This is a genomic window from Nostoc sp. FACHB-280 (assembly GCF_014697615.1).
Lineage (GTDB): Bacteria > Cyanobacteriota > Cyanobacteriia > Cyanobacteriales > Nostocaceae > Nostoc_B.
The window spans coordinates 247,778-264,519 of the sequence record NZ_JACJSD010000002.1; the positions used below are offsets into that span (position 1 = coordinate 247,778).

Sequence of the window (16,742 nt, forward strand, 5' to 3'; positions counted from 1 at the left end):
TTAGACAATTTAGCACTCACAGACTCAGAGTGCTAATAACCAAAACTGGTCAGATTATAAATAAAATTCATCTGGATTGGTACTGGTATAGCGATAGTTCAGATATGTTAGGACAATTTGAAAGCTTGAATGCCAGGAATAGTAAGACTTTTACTCCTGCCTTCTGCCTTCTGCCTTCTGCCTCCTGCCTCCTGCTATATGAAGTGTGAAGTTCCGCCCTGGGATCTTGAGACTTGAGTAAATACCAGTACCTTTTCTTAAAAAATTGATTAATATACATTTGATGCTCATGTAGGATACAGGCAGTAATGGTTGAATTGGGAGATGAATCTAGACAACTCCCTTAAGTCTCTGGGTATTGCCGACCCAAGCGGCATCGGCTGGTTGGCAGTAGTGTTTACGTTTCTCTTAGCTTGGCTAGTGACATGGCGCTTAATACCGACAGTACGCAAATTTGCCCTGCGAGTTGGTTGGGCTGATCAACCAAATGCGCGGCGGCTAAATCGGGAACCTTTACCGAATGCTGGCGGTTTGGCTATCTATGCAGGAGTAATTGCCGCGTTAGTTCTTGCTAGTCTGTTACGACCAATTGAATTACAAAGTGTTTTGGCACAGGTTTTGACTGTGCTACTAGGAGGCTCAATCCTAGTCTTAGTTGGATTCATTGACGATCAGTTCGGTTTACCCCCTTCTGTGCGCTTGTGGACACAGATCATCACAGCCTTGTTGCTGGTTGCCAATGGTATCAGCATCAAAGTTGCCTTCGGCACACCCATAGACTCATTTTTATCAATATTTATTACCGTGTTGTGGGTGGTTGGCATTACCAACGCTATCAATTTGATGGATGGTATGGATGGTTTGGCGGGGGGGATCAGTTTTATTACGGCGATGAGTTTGTTAGCAGTTTCCGCCCAATTTCCCAATAAAGCGGCGGCGACTTTGGTTTTGGCAGCTTTGGGAGGCGGGGCGTTGGGTTTCTTGCGCCACAATTTCCACCCCTCACGCATAATTATGGGTGACGCTGGAGCATACTTTTTTGGTTATGTTTTAGCTGCTACCAGTATTTTGGGTGATTTGCAGATAACTACAGTTTTTTCCTTAGTACCGACGGTTTTATTTTTGTTATTACCAGTGTTAGACACTACCCAAGTGTTTTTACGGCGACTATTAGCAGGAAAAAACCCCCTCAGTACTCCAGGGAAAGATCACTTACACCACCGTTTATTAGCTTGGGGCTTATCCCAAAGTCACGCCGCCTTCACCCTGTGGACAATGACTTTAATGGGTAACTTGCTGGCGATGACAATTCGCGGGATGCCTTTACCTGTGATAGTCGCCACTTGTGTCAGCATTATTATTTTGTTGAGCTTTACCGTTTGGCAAAGAATTTTAAATAATGCGTAATTACATCACCATACCGCCATCTACGTTAAAGACTTGACCTGTGATGTAAGTTGCGGCGGGATCAGCAGCCAGAAAGCGCACCATACCAGCCACTTCCTCTGGTTGCCCATAGCGACCAAGGGGGATAAATTTCAAAATTTCTTCGGTGTTGCTGAGATTGCTGGTCATATCGGTGCTGATAAAACCAGGGGCGACGGCGTTTACGGTGATGCCGCGAGTCGCAAATTCTTTGGCAACTGTTTTTGTAAAACCAATGACTCCGGCTTTGGCGGCGCTGTAGTTTGCTTGGCCTGGGTTGCCCATGAGTCCCGCCACGGAGGTAATATTAATAATTCGCCCAGAACGCTGTTTCAGCATGAGTTTGCTAACGGCGCGGGTACATAAGAAAACGCCAGTTAAGTTGAGGTCAATTACGGCTTGCCATTCTTCTGGCTTCATCCGCAAAAGTAATGTGTCGCGGGTAATTCCGGCATTGTTAACTAAGATATCGACTCGACCAAATTTTTCTGTGGTGGCGTTGATCAGCGCATCTACTTGTTCTGCTTGGGAAACATCGGCTTGCAATGCTAAAGCCTGTCCACCCACAGAGGTAATTTCTGCTACTACGTTATCTGCTGCTGTACTAGAACTAGCATAATTTACCACCACACTAGAACCATATTTCGCCAATTCGAGTGCGATCGCTTTTCCAATTCCCCGCGAACCACCAGTGACAATTGCTACTTTTCCTTTAAGACTTTGCAAGCTTTCTGGCAAAACTTCCATGAATTATTCCTTAAGCTTTTGAACTACCGCGCTAATTATCTTATGGTGATTTGTGCTTGTTAATTCACTCAAGGGCAATATTTTTAGGGCTACAAGAGTAGGTGTAGTGAAGAGGCACTAAGTAGGTCGTCATGAATATTTATCATCAGGATAAGGCAGGAGGCAGGAGTAAAGAGGCTTTTAGCTTAGTTAATCTTTCGTCACATAGTTAGGTTTTTTCCTACCGACTTACTTAGACAAATGACAAATGACTATTGACCCTTGACTATAAAAATAAAATAATGTTACGGCCATTCCTGAAAGCACGCATTAATATTAAAAGCAATCCATAAAAATTCGGTGTGTATCGTATGGCCACTAAAAAACATTTCAACAGTTTTGAAGAAATGCTTTCTGGTTCTGATGTACCTGTATTAGTAGATTTTTACGCTGAATGGTGTGGCCCTTGTAAAATGATGGGTCAGATTTTAGAACAAGTGAATGCCCAATTAAATGGCCGTATACGTGTTGTTAAAATTGACACAGAAAAATACACCGAATTGGCGAGTCAATATCGTATTGAAGCCTTGCCAACACTCATGTTATTTAAGCAAGGCCAGCCTGTGGATAAAATTGAAGGAGTGTTACAGGCACCGCAGTTAGTTCAACATCTCCAAAGTTTAATTTAGTAAATATTTGGAGGTGTAGTAGTGCTACGTCTCCAAATATTTAGAATTTTATGTTCATATCGATATCGATAATGTAATACCTTGTTACTGCGATTGATTTTCGTTTTCACCCAAAATCGCAGATATTATCATACGAACACTAGGACGTTCATCATTCAAAGCAGCTAAGAGTGCTTCTGTGGCTGCTTCACTGTCAATTTCTGCTAATGCTATAGCTGCCATTCTCACAACATTAATATTTTCATCATTTAAAGCTTGGATCAATCTAGGAACTGATTCCTCAATTCTAATTTGTCTTAAAGCCCAAGCAGCATTTTCACGAACTCCCAAATCTTGACTACTCAAAGCTTGAGATAAAGCTGGAACTGCTGACTCAGAACCTATTTCTCCCAAGGCCGCGGCTGCACCCCAACCTATTCTGTGAGGATAATTCAAAGCCTCGCATAAAGCTGGAACTGCTAACTCGCTACCAATTTTCCCTAATGCTTCAGCAGCTATATAACTAACATTCTGTTCTTGGCACTTTAAAGCTTCAATCAGAAAAGGAACAGCAGTTTCACTACCAATTAATCCTAATGCGTTAGCAGCACAACCACTAATAAAATCATCTTGATGATTCAAGGCTTTAAGTAAGGCTTCTATAATTATTTCATTACTATTTTTGGCTAAAGCCTCAGCAAGATATAAGCCACCACAAGTTTTTCTATCTTCTAAAGCTTGTAACAAAAATACTATGGCAGCTTCACCGCCTATTTTACCTAATGCTTCAATAATCTTGCCGCTAATATTACAAAGTGCTTTTGAGCGAGCCTCAAGTTCCCATTCATCCAACGTTTGGTTTTTCTCTTCATACCAAAGTTGAATCAAGGCTGGAACTGCTGATTTATTGCCAAGATTACCTAATATTTCGACAATCTTTTCACGTACTAAAAATGAGTTTTGATTTTGTAAAGCATGTATTAATACTGCAACTACATCAGGAGAGTCAATATTAGCTAATACTTCTACCTGATTGATACGCTCATGTTCGCTCCCAGAAGTTAAATTTTGAATCCAAGTTTGAAACTCTGGTGATTCTGAAGGATAAACTTCCATTTTTATTGGAGATGACAATTAAGTTACGAGATGTGCAACTTATTCTTGAAACCCCTCTCCAAACCTCTCCCCGAAGCGGAGAGAGGTTTTGAATCTTGCTCCCCTTCCCTCGTAGGGAAGGGGTTGGGGGTTAGGTTTGAGAGCAAGTTGCACACGGCGTTAAGTTATAAAAAATAGCTAATAGCTGTCAAAATCTCATGATCAGCTATTAGCCATATACAAAAAGTAAAAGTAAGTTACAGCTTTTCTGGTTCTTCTAGAGGAACTGTACTCACTTTGGTAATTGTTGCTTGTAAGATTTGGGTGTGAGCAATGGAATTGTTTGCCAATGTGAACAGTGGGTTTGACAAAATCCCGGATATAGTAGTTGCAATTAAGCTGACCACTAGCCCTACTTGTAAAGGTCTGTATCCTGGTAAATTCCAACGCACTTCAGGGTAGTTTCTCACTACGTCGGACATTTCTTGGGGTTCTTTAACTACCATCATTTTGACTACGCGAATGTAGTAATAGATGGAAACCACACTAGTTACCAAACCTAGCAACACTAATCCATAAAGACCAGCTTGCCAACCAGCCCAGAACAAGTAGATTTTGCCAAAAAATCCAGCCAGTGGTGGAATACCGCCGAGAGACAGTAAGGAAATACTCAAACCCAATGTTAACAGTGGGTCTTTTTGATACAAGCCTGAGTATTCGGCAATTTGGTCGGTTCCTGTCCGCAGGGAGAAGAGAATAACGCAGGTAAAGCCACACAGGTTCATGAACAAATAAACCAGCAGGTAAAAGACCATACTGGCGTATCCAGCTTCTGTACCAGCAATTAAGCCAATCATCACAAATCCAGCTTGAGCAATGGATGAGTAAGCCAGCATCCGTTTCATGCTAGTTTGTGCCAGAGCCACTACGTTACCCAAAATCATGCTGAGAATAGCGAGGGCGGTAAAGACAAATCGCCACTCGTCAGCCACCATTGGGAAGACTGTAGTTAATAGGCGAATGGCTAAAGCAAAACCGGCTGCTTTGGAACCAACAGATAAAAAGGCAATTACCGGGGTGGGTGCGCCTTCGTAAACGTCTGGTGTCCATTGGTGGAAGGGTGCAGCCGAAATTTTGAAGCCAATACCTGCAATGATGAAGACGAGTGAAATCACCAAACCGAGTGATTGGCTGACTTTGGCTGTGATGATACCATCTGCGATCGCACTTAATTCTGTTTGACCACCCGATAAACCGTACAGCAAGGAAACGCCGTATAAAAATACTGCTGTACTAGCAGCACCAATCAACAGGTATTTCAGCGCCGCTTCGTTAGAACGGGGATCACGCTTGGTATACCCTGTCAATAGGTAAGAGGAAATACTTAAAGATTCTAGTGAGATGAAAATCATCACTAACTCACTAGCACCAGATAAGAACATTCCTCCTAACGTAGCAGTTAGCAAAATTGCGATGAATTCTGCTAAGGCGGTACCACTCTGCTCAATGTAGCGAATTGACATCAATATCGTCACAACGGCAGACAAAGCGATAATACCGCGAAACACAATACTGAGGTCATCACCAGTGAAGCCGCCAGTAAAGGAGATGGGATTGGCATTATCCCATTGAAAATATAGGGCGACAACTGCGGCTAGTAAACCCGCGATCGCTAGATATCCAATCCAGCGTGAAGATGTACGCCCCAAAATCAAATCAACAATCAAAACCCCTAAGAGGGTAACAATCACAATTCCCTCTGGCAGAATTGTTCCAGCATTCAACTGGGATGCAAGATTAGCAAAATCCATGAGATATATAGGTTTTGGCGATTAGACATTAAGGCTAACTTTGTTCATTTTATCTATTGTTCATTACCAAAGTTGCATTTATCTTTCTGTCTTAAGCATAGACTGACTCTTGCGTAAAATTAGCTTAAAAGAAGCGGATCAGCTAACTTCCACCCAAGACTCTATCATTATCATTAGATTAAATTATAGTTGAAATTCATATTGCGCGTTTTGTCAATACAGATACTGCTCTAGCTATCTGTTAGCAATGGTAACTAAATAAACAATCGGTATTGCTAAATATACTTGTCTGCTAATTATTCAATTTCCGCGAGTAAATCTTGCAGTTGCTTTGGTAAATCGAAGTAGCCATTAACGCCTGATGCAAAATCTATCACTTGAGTTACCGCATCTATATTTAAACTTCCATAAATATGCGGAAATATTTCTCCGGTTTCAGCCGCTTCGTAGCGAATTTCTGCTTTAACTTTTTGACTATCAATTAATAATATAACTAATTCTTGTTGGTTATAAAAAAATCTGTTAGCAACTGGGATAATCTGTGCTACTTTTGAGCAGTGAATAAAACCTTCTTTAGCGAGAGATTCTGCTATATAAATATCATTATCTTTCGCTTGTTCCCATTGCTGGCGCTGTGTAATATGCAGAAGGAAGGGAATGTTGGATTTTGGGACTTCTGCTGTATCGAGTAGTTTGGTAAAATCACAGTTGTCGAAATCTTGCAGTACTGATTTAGCACCAGCATCTAATAATTTTTCTGGTGCTTGGTGATTGGCTATCCCAATAAAACTAATATTTAAATTACGTGCAGCTTTAATATCCCAAATACCATCACCTACAAAGACTATTTTGGTGAAATCTTCAACTTTGTAGATATTTTTAGCTTTGAGAATCGCCGCATTAATAATATCTTCTCTAGAAATGCCATCATCAGATGAAGCTAAGGGAATGTTGTGTATTGCCAAGTCGGCTGCTTGCAGTTTTAATATAGCAGAATCATACCATCCGCCAGTTGCGATCGCTACACGCCATGTAACAGAGGTTTGTAGTTCAGCCAATACCTTTTCTGCACCAGTGATGCTACTAAATAGATGTTTCTGTGTACTAATTTCCTGCTGGAGTTTGGCAACAAAAGCAAGTTTGAATCTTTTGATTTCTAATTCTGATGGCTGACGTTGTAATCTTTCTTGAAAAATTTGCTGAGTAATGCCAGAGTCTGTAATATTTTTGTATTCAGCCCAGTTTGAATTAATATCAAGAAAACCAAATTCTGAAGCAAAGGTATTTATAAAGCAGATTTCATCAATCTGGTTTGTATTGGTGAGTGTACCATCAATATCAAAAATTACTAGGTTCATATAGCAATCCTATCTGAGTTGTGAAAAAATATTTTTTTAACGAACCGCCAAGGACGCAAAGGACACAAAGAATGAGAGGAAGGAAAAGAAAGAGAATTTCACAAATGATTTAAGACTGCCATAGCAGACTGTCTTAAGTCTGAGGAATACATATATCTGGCGCACACAAACCAGAAAACTGCATTGTTGTCACTGTAAAGTTATTTAAATCAACACAGCGAATAACGTGATTGTTGGTATCACTAATATACAGATGTGAACCCATAACACTTAATCCAGAAGGTTCAAAAAAGCGGCTGTTTTTACCTTGTCCATCTTGTAAACCAGCCAAACCATCGCCCAAAATTGTTTGACAATTACCTGTGCTGGGACTAACTAATTTAATTTTGTGGTTGTATGTATCTGCTATCCACAAAAAATTTCCTGCATATTCTACCGCCATACAGTGTTGTAATCGCACATCTGTACTTTGTCCATCCACGTCACCAAAACCGAATAACTGTTGACTACCGCAAATAGTTGTAACTTGGTATGGTTCAACCATTTGCACACTCCGAATTGTACTAATTTCACTATCAGCAATATATAGTTTTTGTCCATCTGTAGTGATACTACTAGGTTGGGCAAAAGCCGATTCTATTAGTGAACCATCAACACAACCTTCTCCACCTGTACCAGCATAGGTTTTGATGATGTTAGTGGCTAAGTTCATTTGCCAAATTTGATGGGAACCCGCCATTGCAATAAATAAAATATTTCCAACTTTGACTAAATCCCAAGGAGAATTCAGCGCAGTTTCTAAACCAACACCACCATGAGGATAAATGTTACGGCTTTGTTCTCCAGTTCCTGCTATTGTCTCAACTATTTGGCGTTTTAAATCAACTCGCCGCAAAGCATGATTTTCAGTATCAGCAACAAACAGAATTTGATTTTCGCTATCAAATACCATTCCCTGTGGTGCAGAAAATTGTGCTTCGCTAAAACTACCGTCAATTAAACCAGATTTTCCTGTACCAATAATGTGGATAACTTCGCCATCAAAGTTACTCAAAACTAAGCGGTGATGTCCAGAATCAGCGATGAATAAACCTATTGGCGTGGCTAAAACTTTACCAGGAAAAGCTAAGGGTGAAATTATTGGTTGTTGCTGCTTTTCTAAAATATGGTTGATTTCTTGAAAGTTGATTGTACCTTGTTGCTGATGCTCGGCAATAATTTTGGCAATTAACTTATCTAAAACCTCACGCTTACCTTCGCCAGAAACATAGCCAACTACATAACCTTTAGGGTCGATAATCATGAATGTCGGCCAAGCACGCACAGTATATTCTTGCCATACACGAAAATTTTGATCTACTAGAACTGGATGTTCAATGTCATAGCGCAAAATAGCTTGGCGGATATTTTCTGTTTCTTGTTCATTGTCAAACTTGGCGGAGTGGACACCAATTACTGTCAGACTATCTTTGTACTTGTTTTCCAAATATTTCAAGTCTGGTAAGATGTGCAGGCAATTAATACAGCAGTATGTCCAAAAGTCTAAGATGACAACTCTACCCCTAAGTTGTTTTAAGGACAAAGGTTTGTCAGTGTTTAGCCAAGTGTAATTTTGGGGTAATTCTGGCGCTCTGACGCGGGGAGTCATGAGATATCCTTTAATTTTGGGTGTAGGGGTTTAGGGGTATGAGGGTGTAGGTAAGATAATTTAATCAGGACGTACGCAATAACCCTCTAAAATTCTCTTAACTTTGTGTTCTACCCTGCGGGAAGCCGCTTGCGCGTCTATGCGGTTCGTTTTTTCATCATTTTACGTAACCCCTGCTTAATAACCTAGACAAAAAGAAAGTTTTAAGCCTGTGGACTAGTTACTGCTATACCTAACTGAGAATAATTTTGAGGCTGTATCACTTTTGATCAAACTGGATAAACTTACTACCACTGATTTAACTACTTGGGTGCAACAAGCTAAAATTCAGACCGTAGATGGTAAAGTGTGCGATCGCATCCCACAATTATCTGTTGCTCATCCTAACTGGTTTGCTGTTCACATCTGCTGTTTATCAGGAAAAACTTACACTTCGGGAGATACAGGTTGTGTGTTTCCTTTAATGAGTGTAGTAAAAGTATTTTCATTTTTGTATCTGCTAGAAGTGATGGGAGCAGATACAGTTTTTCAATGGGTAGGCGTTGAACCATCAGATGCGGCGTTTAATTCTTTAGAACAATTAATTACAGATGGTGGATATCCCCGCAACCCAATGATTAATAGTGGTGCAATTACTCTAGCTGATAAATTACCAGGAAAGACGGCAAGCGATCGCACTTCACATCTCTGTCAATGGTTAAATCAGTTAGCAGGTTCCCAAATATATTTAGATGAAGTCATGCTGGCTTCGGTACGCGCTTCACGTTCCCCAATTAACCAAGCACTCACCAATTATCTCGCTGAAAAAAATCGCCTGAAAAATCCTGAAATAGCTCTTGATACTTATGAGCAAATATGCTGTCTTTCAGGCAGAGTAGAAGATTTAGCTTTATTAGGGAAAGCCTTAGCTGGTGGCGATAATTTACAGCATCACCGAATAGTTAACGCTGTGATGTTGATGTGTGGACTTTACCAAGACTCGGCTAAATTCGCTCTCAAAATTGGTTTACCGATGAAATCAGGCATTAGCGGTGGCATGTTAGCCATAGTACCAAACACCGGAGCGATCGCTTGCTACAGTCCCGCATTAAATATAGTCGGAAATTCCGTAGGTGCGATCGCTTTTATTGAAGCTTTAGCGCAAAAATTAGAATTGAGTATTTTCTAAAAAATCACCTCTTATCCCTCCCCTTGAGATGTTGGAATTTGACGACGCTGAAAATATTTACCAAATCTCGACTTTAAAGACTCGGTTGCTTGTGTTTCAGGAACTGCTGTGGGTGTTACCTCTGGTTCTGGTATTGGTGATGTAGTAACTTGTGGTGTCGGTATAACTTCCGGTTCTGGTATTGGTGACGCAGTAACTTGTGGTGTCGGTATAACTTCCGGTTCTGGTATTGGTGACTCAGTTGGTTGTGGTGTCGGTGTCACTTCCGGTTCTGGTATTGGTGACGCAGTAACTTGTGGTGTCGGTGTGGCTTCCGGTTCTGGTATTGGTGACTCAGTTGGTTGTGGTGTCGGTGTCACTTCCGGTTCTGGTATTGGTGACTCAGTAACTTGTGGTGTCGGTGTCACTTCTGATTCTGGTATTGGCGACGCAGTAACTTGTGGTGTCGGTGTCACTTCCGGTTCTGGCGTTGGTGACTCAGTTGGTTGTGGTTGAACTACCTCCGGAACTTCGGGTGTAGGAATTGGTGGCTGAGGAATGTAACTTTGATTGACTATGCTGCGTACTTCATCCGCCTTGAGTTCACCTCTAACAATGCGAGACAGTGTATCTTTACCTTTGGGTTGGTAGTTGATTAATCTCACAGTTGTATTAAAGGCATTTTTCACAACGTTACCTTGATTGTCTAAAAATTCTAGCTTCACCCAATTATTTCCAGGTTGGAAACCTTTGAGGTAAACTGCTTGCCAGCGATCAAACACAAAACTTTCACCATTAATAGTGCAACGGATACGCCAATCACTGAACAAATCATTAGGATCATCTGTAGCGCCTAAGTGTAACGGAGCGTTTGTTAAGTAAAAATCCAGTAAAATTGGTTCAGCACCATAACTACCTTGAGGACTGTTGTAAGTTAGTAAAGGAACGCTAGGCTCAGGGCTGTTGTCATCTGTTTTTGTAAAAACGTGAAACAATGTCTGAGTATAAGCCCCTTCATTCTTAAAACTTTCACCCCAAGGACGAGAAGCAAATACACGTAAACTATGTGTACCCGGAGATAAATCAGACAAAATCAACGGCTGGCTTAAGTCATACACCGAGATAGCAGGCTGATTATCCAAAATTACCTGGAGATGAGACCCTAATTCAAATTCTGGATCTTTAAATATAGGTAAATCTTTTACCTGAAATTGAACTTTAACTTTAGTGTCTTGAATAATCTCATCAAATGAAGGGGTGACTATAGTTACCTGGGGACGGTACACTTCTAAAGTTGAGCGCAGTTCTTGAATTACTTCTGGTGGGGCAATTTCTGTAAATTGCTGCGAAGTTGGTTGATATTTTTCTCTAGGGCTAACAGATACATCTTGACTAACAGCTTTCTCTGCACAACTGCTTAAATTCAAGACCAATACTAGTATTATGAGCCACTTGAAAATAGTCAGACTCCTGGGGAGGATGTGTTTTAAAGACTTCATACACCACAAATTCATACCTGACACCCAGTTATAGTCTGCAAAACTGCAAAATAATTTTGCCTTAAACTGTGCATTGCACACCATAGCCTAAAAGGTGAAATTGTGAGCATTCACTATGTATTTTTTAAAAATTACAGGAAAACAGTATTCTTTTTTACTATTTTCTCTAATATATGCTTTTCTCTCGTACCAAAAATATCTTTAACTAAAGTCGAGAGTACTGAGTCGGCGGACATTATACCCATTAATCATAAGTTTAACGAATTGTTATTCTTTGTAAATTAAATGGAGAAAGTATTGACTTTTTGCTCAGGAGTTTACAGTTAAAAGGTAGATCAGACAATAAATCTGAGGATTTTGAATTATTGTTAAATTCTCTCCAACAATGTACAAGTAAAGACTTTATAATTCAACAGAAACAAACTTCCACATAGCGTCTTCATCGCTGCTCCAGCCACTACCCTGGAGAAGGCGACTAAGGATCACTTTGTGGTTTCATGATTCCTCATTCCTTATCACGAGAGGAGGTCGAATGACGATTAGTCCTCCGGAGCGAGAGGAAAAGAAAGCAAGAGTGATAGTCGATAACGACCCGGTACCAACCTCATTTGAAAGATGGGCGCAACCCGGACACTTCGACAGAACTCTAGCTAGAGGCCCCAAAACCACCACTTGGATTTGGAACCTCCACGCTCTCGCCCACGATTTTGATACACATACAAGCGATTTAGAAGATATCTCCCGCAAAATATTTGCGGCTCACTTCGGACACCTGGCCGTTGTGACCATCTGGTTAAGCGGGATGATATTCCACGGCGCGAAGTTCTCTAACTACGAAGCCTGGTTAAGCGACCCATTGAACGTGAAGCCCAGTGCTCAAGTCGTTTGGCCCATTGTGGGACAAGACATTTTGAATGGTGATGTTGGTGGTGGATTCCACGGTATTCAAATCACCTCTGGCTTGTTCCAAGTATGGCGTGGCTGGGGTATCACCAACTCCTTCCAGCTTTACTGCACAGCTATTGGCGGCTTGGTATTAGCAGGCTTGTTCTTATTTGCTGGCTGGTTCCACTACCACAAACGCGCTCCCAAACTGGAATGGTTCCAGAATGTGGAGTCGATGTTGAACCACCACTTGCAAGTGCTGTTGGGCTGCGGTTCTTTGGGATGGGCTGGACACTTAATTCACGTTTCCGCTCCCATCAACAAGCTTTTGGATGCAGGGGTGGCTGTTAAAGATATCCCCTTGCCCCATGAGTTCATCCTGAACAAGAGCCTGTTGATCGACTTATTCCCCGGCTTTGCGGCTGGTTTAACACCTTTCTTCACCTTGAACTGGGGTCAGTACGCTGACTTCTTAACCTTCAAGGGTGGTTTAAACCCTGTAACTGGTGGTCTGTGGTTGACTGATATTTCTCATCACCACTTAGCGATCGCTGTACTCTTCATCATCGCTGGTCATCAATACCGCACAAACTGGGGCATTGGTCACAGCATCAAAGAGATCCTCGAAAACCACAAAGGCCCCTTCACTGGGGAAGGTCACAAGGGTCTTTATGAAAATATGACCACCTCCTGGCACGCTCAATTGGCAACCAACCTTGCTTTCTTGGGTTCGCTGACCATCATCATCGCGCATCACATGTACGCGATGCCTCCTTATCCTTATTTGGCAACTGACTACGCAACTCAGTTGTGTATCTTCACCCACCACATTTGGATCGGCGGTTTCTTGATCGTCGGTGGTGCGGCTCACGCTGCCATCTTCATGGTGCGGGATTATGATCCTGTTGTGAATCAAAACAACGTACTGGATCGGGTGATTCGTCACCGGGATGCAATTATTTCCCACCTCAACTGGGTTTGTATTTTCCTCGGCTTCCACAGCTTTGGTTTGTACATCCACAACGACACAATGCGTGCCTTGGGCCGTCCCCAAGACATGTTCTCCGACACAGCAATTCAGTTGCAACCAGTATTTGCTCAGTGGGTGCAGAACCTACACACATTGGCTCCTGGTGGCACTGCTCCCAACGCCTTAGAGCCTGTTAGCTATGCCTTTGGCGGCGGTATCTTGGCTATTGGTGGCAAAGTCGCAATGATGCCCATCGCATTGGGTACTGCTGACTTCATGGTTCACCATATCCATGCTTTCACCATCCACGTAACAGTGCTGATTCTGCTGAAGGGCGTACTATTCGCTCGCAGCTCACGCTTGATTCCCGATAAAGCCAACTTAGGTTTCCGCTTCCCTTGCGACGGCCCTGGCCGTGGCGGTACTTGCCAAGTTTCCGGTTGGGATCACGTGTTCCTCGGATTGTTCTGGATGTATAACTCCCTATCTATTGTGATTTTCCACTTCAGTTGGAAAATGCAATCTGATGTTTGGGGAACTGTAGACGCATCTGGTAATGTGTCTCATATTACTGGTGGTAACTTTGCCCAAAGTGCCATCACAATCAACGGCTGGTTGCGTGATTTCTTGTGGGCGCAAGCTTCTCAAGTAATCAACTCCTACGGCAGTGCTTTGTCTGCTTACGGATTAATGTTCCTGGGCGCTCACTTTGTTTGGGCATTCAGCTTAATGTTCCTGTTCAGTGGTCGCGGCTACTGGCAAGAACTAATTGAGTCCATCGTTTGGGCGCATAATAAACTGAAGGTAGCACCTGCAATCCAACCCCGCGCTTTGAGCATCACTCAAGGCCGTGCAGTTGGTGTAGCACACTACCTCCTAGGAGGAATTGCAACAACCTGGGCATTCTTCCACGCACACATTCTTTCAGTAGGATAGCAATCAGTGAATTTTGGATTTTGGATTTCAGATTTTAGATTCAATCCAAAATCCAAAATCTAAAATCCGAAATTAAGCTGAAACCTGATGGCTAAGGGTCAGAGGAAATATCAAAGCTATGGCAACAAAATTTCCAAAATTTAGCCAGGATCTCGCACAGGACCCAACCACGCGGCGCATTTGGTATGCGATCGCAATGGGCAATGACTTTGAGAGCCACGATGGCATGACCGAAGAAAATCTTTACCAAAAGATTTTCGCTACTCACTTCGGACATCTGGCAATCATCTTCCTTTGGGCTTCCAGCCTCCTGTTCCATGTAGCCTGGCAAGGTAACTTTGAACAGTGGATTAAAGATCCTCTACACGTCCGTCCCATCGCTCATGCGATTTGGGATCCCCACTTTGGTAAACCAGCTATTGAAGCTTTTACCCAAGCTGGTGCTAGTAATCCTGTAAACATTGCTTACTCTGGTGTCTACCACTGGTGGTACACCATCGGTATGCGGACAAACCAAGAACTATACATTGGCTCACTAGGTCTACTCCTATTTGCTGCCCTGTTATTGTTCGCTGGTTGGTTGCACTTGCAACCCAAGTTCCGCCCCAGCCTTGCTTGGTTCAAGAATGCTGAATCTCGCCTCAACCACCACCTCGCTGGTTTGTTCGGTGTTAGCTCTTTGGCTTGGGCTGGTCACTTGATTCACGTTGCTATCCCCGAAGCTCGTGGACAGCACGTAGGTTGGGATAACTTCTTAACCACAGCGCCCCACCCAGCAGGCTTACAGCCTTTCTTTACAGGCAACTGGAGCGTTTACGCCCAAAACCCAGATACCGCAGGCCACCTCTTTGGTACATCCACTGGTGCTGGTACAGCGATTCTGACCTTCTTGGGTGGTTTCCATCCGCAAACAGAAGCTCTGTGGTTGACTGACATTGCTCACCACCACTTAGCGATCGCAGTATTATTCATCGTCGCTGGTCACATGTACCGTACCAACTTTGGTATTGGTCACAGCATCAAAGAGATGATGAATGCCAAAACTTTCTTTGGCCAAAAAGTTGAAGGCCCCTTCAACATGCCCCACCAAGGCATTTATGACACCTACAACAACTCTCTGCACTTCCAATTAGGTTGGCACTTGGCTTGTTTGGGTGTTGTTACCTCTTGGGTGGCGCAGCACATGTATTCCCTGCCTTCTTACGCGTTCATCGCTAAGGATTACACCACCCAGGCAGCTTTATACACCCACCACCAATACATTGCAATTTTCTTGATGGTTGGTGCGTTTGCCCACGGTGCAATTTTCTGGGTACGTGACTACGACCCCGAACAAAACAAAGACAACGTATTAGATCGCGTACTGAAGCACAAAGAAGCGATTATCTCTCACTTAAGCTGGGTATCTCTCTTCTTAGGCTTCCATACCCTCGGTTTGTACGTTCATAACGACGTAGTAGTTGCTTTCGGTACTCCTGAAAAGCAAATCTTGATTGAGCCAGTATTTGCTCAATTCATCCAAGCTGCTCACGGTAAAGTTCTCTACGGCTTAGACACCTTGTTGTCTAACCCTGACAGTGTTGCTTACACAGCTTACCCCAACTATGCAAACGTATGGTTGCCTGGTTGGTTAGATGCCATTAACTCTGGCACCAACTCCCTCTTCTTAACAATTGGCCCTGGCGACTTCTTGGTACACCATGCGATCGCGCTAGGTCTACACACAACCACCCTCATCCTAGTCAAAGGTGCTTTGGATGCTCGTGGTTCTAAATTAATGCCAGACAAAAAAGACTTCGGTTACGCATTCCCTTGCGATGGCCCTGGTCGTGGCGGTACTTGCGACATCTCCGCTTGGGACGCTTTCTACTTGTCTCTCTTCTGGGCGTTGAACACAGTAGGTTGGGTAACATTCTACTGGCACTGGAAACACTTAGGTATTTGGCAAGGTAACGTTGCTCAGTTCAACGAAAACTCCACCTACCTAATGGGCTGGTTCCGTGATTACCTGTGGGCTAACTCTGCACAGTTGATCAACGGTTACAACCCCTACGGTGTGAACAACCTGTCTGTTTGGGCTTGGATGTTCCTCTTCGGACACCTAGTTTGGGCAACTGGCTTCATGTTCCTCATCTCCTGGAGAGGTTACTGGCAAGAGTTGATCGAAACCTTGGTTTGGGCGCACGAGCGTACTCCTCTAGCTAACTTAGTTCGCTGGAAAGACAAGCCCGTTGCACTCTCCATCGTTCAAGCACGTTTGGTTGGTCTAGCTCACTTCACCGTTGGCTATGTCCTCACCTACGCAGCCTTCCTCATCGCCTCCACTGCTGGTAAGTTCGGTTGATCTGGCTACTAGTTTTGTAGGTAAGTAAAAAATCCCCTGCCGTAAGGTGGGGGATTTTTTGTTGGGATTGTTAAGTTGTTTCTTGAGTAATGGGAAATATAAATATAGCGGTTCCTGCTTGAGTAAAATACACTATGGGATAATGGAGTATATTAACGTCTAAGTAATTGTGAAATGAAACCTTACTCCTGTGATCTGCGTCAGAAAGTAATTAACGCATATAACAATCA

Annotated in this window: 11 protein-coding genes; 5 read left to right on the top strand and 6 right to left on the bottom strand. The window is 42.8% G+C overall.

Annotation, left to right across the window (positions count from 1 at the left end):
- Window positions 1-324: 324 nt before the first annotated feature.
- On the top strand, window positions 325-1,407 hold the full coding sequence (locus H6G75_RS02915; RefSeq protein WP_190978490.1) for an MraY family glycosyltransferase: 1,083 nt from the start codon (window positions 325-327) through the stop codon (window positions 1,405-1,407).
- Here H6G75_RS02915 and fabG read toward each other — a convergent pair whose 3' ends face one another.
- Complete coding sequence (gene fabG, locus H6G75_RS02920) at window positions 1,408-2,172, bottom strand: 3-oxoacyl-[acyl-carrier-protein] reductase (RefSeq protein WP_190978491.1); 765 nt, start codon at window positions 2,170-2,172, stop codon at window positions 1,408-1,410.
- A 350-nt stretch (window positions 2,173-2,522) separates the two neighbouring features.
- Here fabG and trxA point away from each other — a divergent pair, with 350 nt between their 5' ends.
- A complete protein-coding gene (gene trxA, locus H6G75_RS02925; RefSeq protein ID WP_190978492.1) occupies window positions 2,523-2,840 on the top strand; it encodes a thioredoxin in 318 nt (105 codons plus the stop codon).
- 84 nt (window positions 2,841-2,924) lie between these two features.
- Here the strand turns inward: trxA and H6G75_RS02930 are convergent, their stop codons facing one another.
- From H6G75_RS02930 to H6G75_RS02945, 4 genes are all read right to left on the bottom strand, one after another.
- Window positions 2,925-3,935 (bottom strand): HEAT repeat domain-containing protein, encoded by a 1,011-nt coding sequence (locus tag H6G75_RS02930; RefSeq protein ID WP_190978493.1) that lies wholly within the window; start codon window positions 3,933-3,935, stop codon window positions 2,925-2,927.
- Between the two features lie 236 nt (window positions 3,936-4,171).
- Window positions 4,172-5,725 (bottom strand): NAD(P)H-quinone oxidoreductase subunit N, encoded by a 1,554-nt coding sequence (locus H6G75_RS02935; protein ID WP_190978494.1) that lies wholly within the window; start codon window positions 5,723-5,725, stop codon window positions 4,172-4,174.
- A gap of 296 nt (window positions 5,726-6,021) precedes the next feature.
- The gene (locus H6G75_RS33745) at window positions 6,022-7,083 is read right to left on the bottom strand and encodes a DUF952 domain-containing protein (protein ID WP_190978495.1); all 1,062 of its coding nucleotides are present in this window, start codon (window positions 7,081-7,083) and stop codon (window positions 6,022-6,024) included.
- 133 nt (window positions 7,084-7,216) lie between these two features.
- Entirely contained in the window at window positions 7,217-8,731 is a 1,515-nt protein-coding gene (locus tag H6G75_RS02945; protein WP_190978496.1) for a thioredoxin-like domain-containing protein, read from the bottom strand.
- A gap of 265 nt (window positions 8,732-8,996) precedes the next feature.
- Between H6G75_RS02945 and H6G75_RS02950 the strand changes: the two genes are divergently transcribed.
- Window positions 8,997-9,899 (top strand): glutaminase, encoded by a 903-nt coding sequence (locus H6G75_RS02950; protein WP_190978497.1) that lies wholly within the window; start codon window positions 8,997-8,999, stop codon window positions 9,897-9,899.
- 11 nt (window positions 9,900-9,910) lie between these two features.
- Here the strand turns inward: H6G75_RS02950 and H6G75_RS02955 are convergent, their stop codons facing one another.
- A complete protein-coding gene (locus tag H6G75_RS02955) occupies window positions 9,911-11,392 on the bottom strand; it encodes a hypothetical protein (protein ID WP_190978498.1) in 1,482 nt (493 codons plus the stop codon).
- A 517-nt stretch (window positions 11,393-11,909) separates the two neighbouring features.
- On the opposite strand from H6G75_RS02955, the gene psaA reads away from it, so the two are divergent.
- Window positions 11,910-14,168 (top strand): photosystem I core protein PsaA, encoded by a 2,259-nt coding sequence (gene psaA, locus H6G75_RS02960; protein ID WP_190978499.1) that lies wholly within the window; start codon window positions 11,910-11,912, stop codon window positions 14,166-14,168.
- Window positions 14,169-14,286: 118 nt separating this feature from the next.
- A complete protein-coding gene (gene psaB / locus H6G75_RS02965) occupies window positions 14,287-16,512 on the top strand; it encodes a photosystem I core protein PsaB (RefSeq protein WP_190978500.1) in 2,226 nt (741 codons plus the stop codon).
- Window positions 16,513-16,742: the final 230 nt, after the last annotated feature.

Excerpts from the sequence above, each read along its gene's own strand:
- psaB (WP_190978500.1), top strand. The coding sequence starts at position 14,287 with ATGGCAACAAAATTTCCAAAATTTAGCCAGGATCTCGCACAGGACCCA.
- trxA (WP_190978492.1), top strand. The coding sequence starts at position 2,523 with ATGGCCACTAAAAAACATTTCAACAGTTTTGAAGAAATGCTTTCTGGT.
- H6G75_RS02955 (WP_190978498.1), bottom strand. The coding sequence starts at position 11,392 with ATGAATTTGTGGTGTATGAAGTCTTTAAAACACATCCTCCCCAGGAGT.
- psaA (WP_190978499.1), top strand. The coding sequence starts at position 11,910 with ATGACGATTAGTCCTCCGGAGCGAGAGGAAAAGAAAGCAAGAGTGATA.
- H6G75_RS33745 (WP_190978495.1), bottom strand. The coding sequence starts at position 7,083 with ATGAACCTAGTAATTTTTGATATTGATGGTACACTCACCAATACAAAC.
- H6G75_RS02915 (WP_190978490.1), top strand. The coding sequence starts at position 325 with ATGAATCTAGACAACTCCCTTAAGTCTCTGGGTATTGCCGACCCAAGC.
- H6G75_RS02930 (WP_190978493.1), bottom strand. The coding sequence starts at position 3,935 with ATGGAAGTTTATCCTTCAGAATCACCAGAGTTTCAAACTTGGATTCAA.
- H6G75_RS02945 (WP_190978496.1), bottom strand. The coding sequence starts at position 8,731 with ATGACTCCCCGCGTCAGAGCGCCAGAATTACCCCAAAATTACACTTGG.
- H6G75_RS02935 (WP_190978494.1), bottom strand. The coding sequence starts at position 5,725 with ATGGATTTTGCTAATCTTGCATCCCAGTTGAATGCTGGAACAATTCTG.
- fabG (WP_190978491.1), bottom strand. The coding sequence starts at position 2,172 with ATGGAAGTTTTGCCAGAAAGCTTGCAAAGTCTTAAAGGAAAAGTAGCA.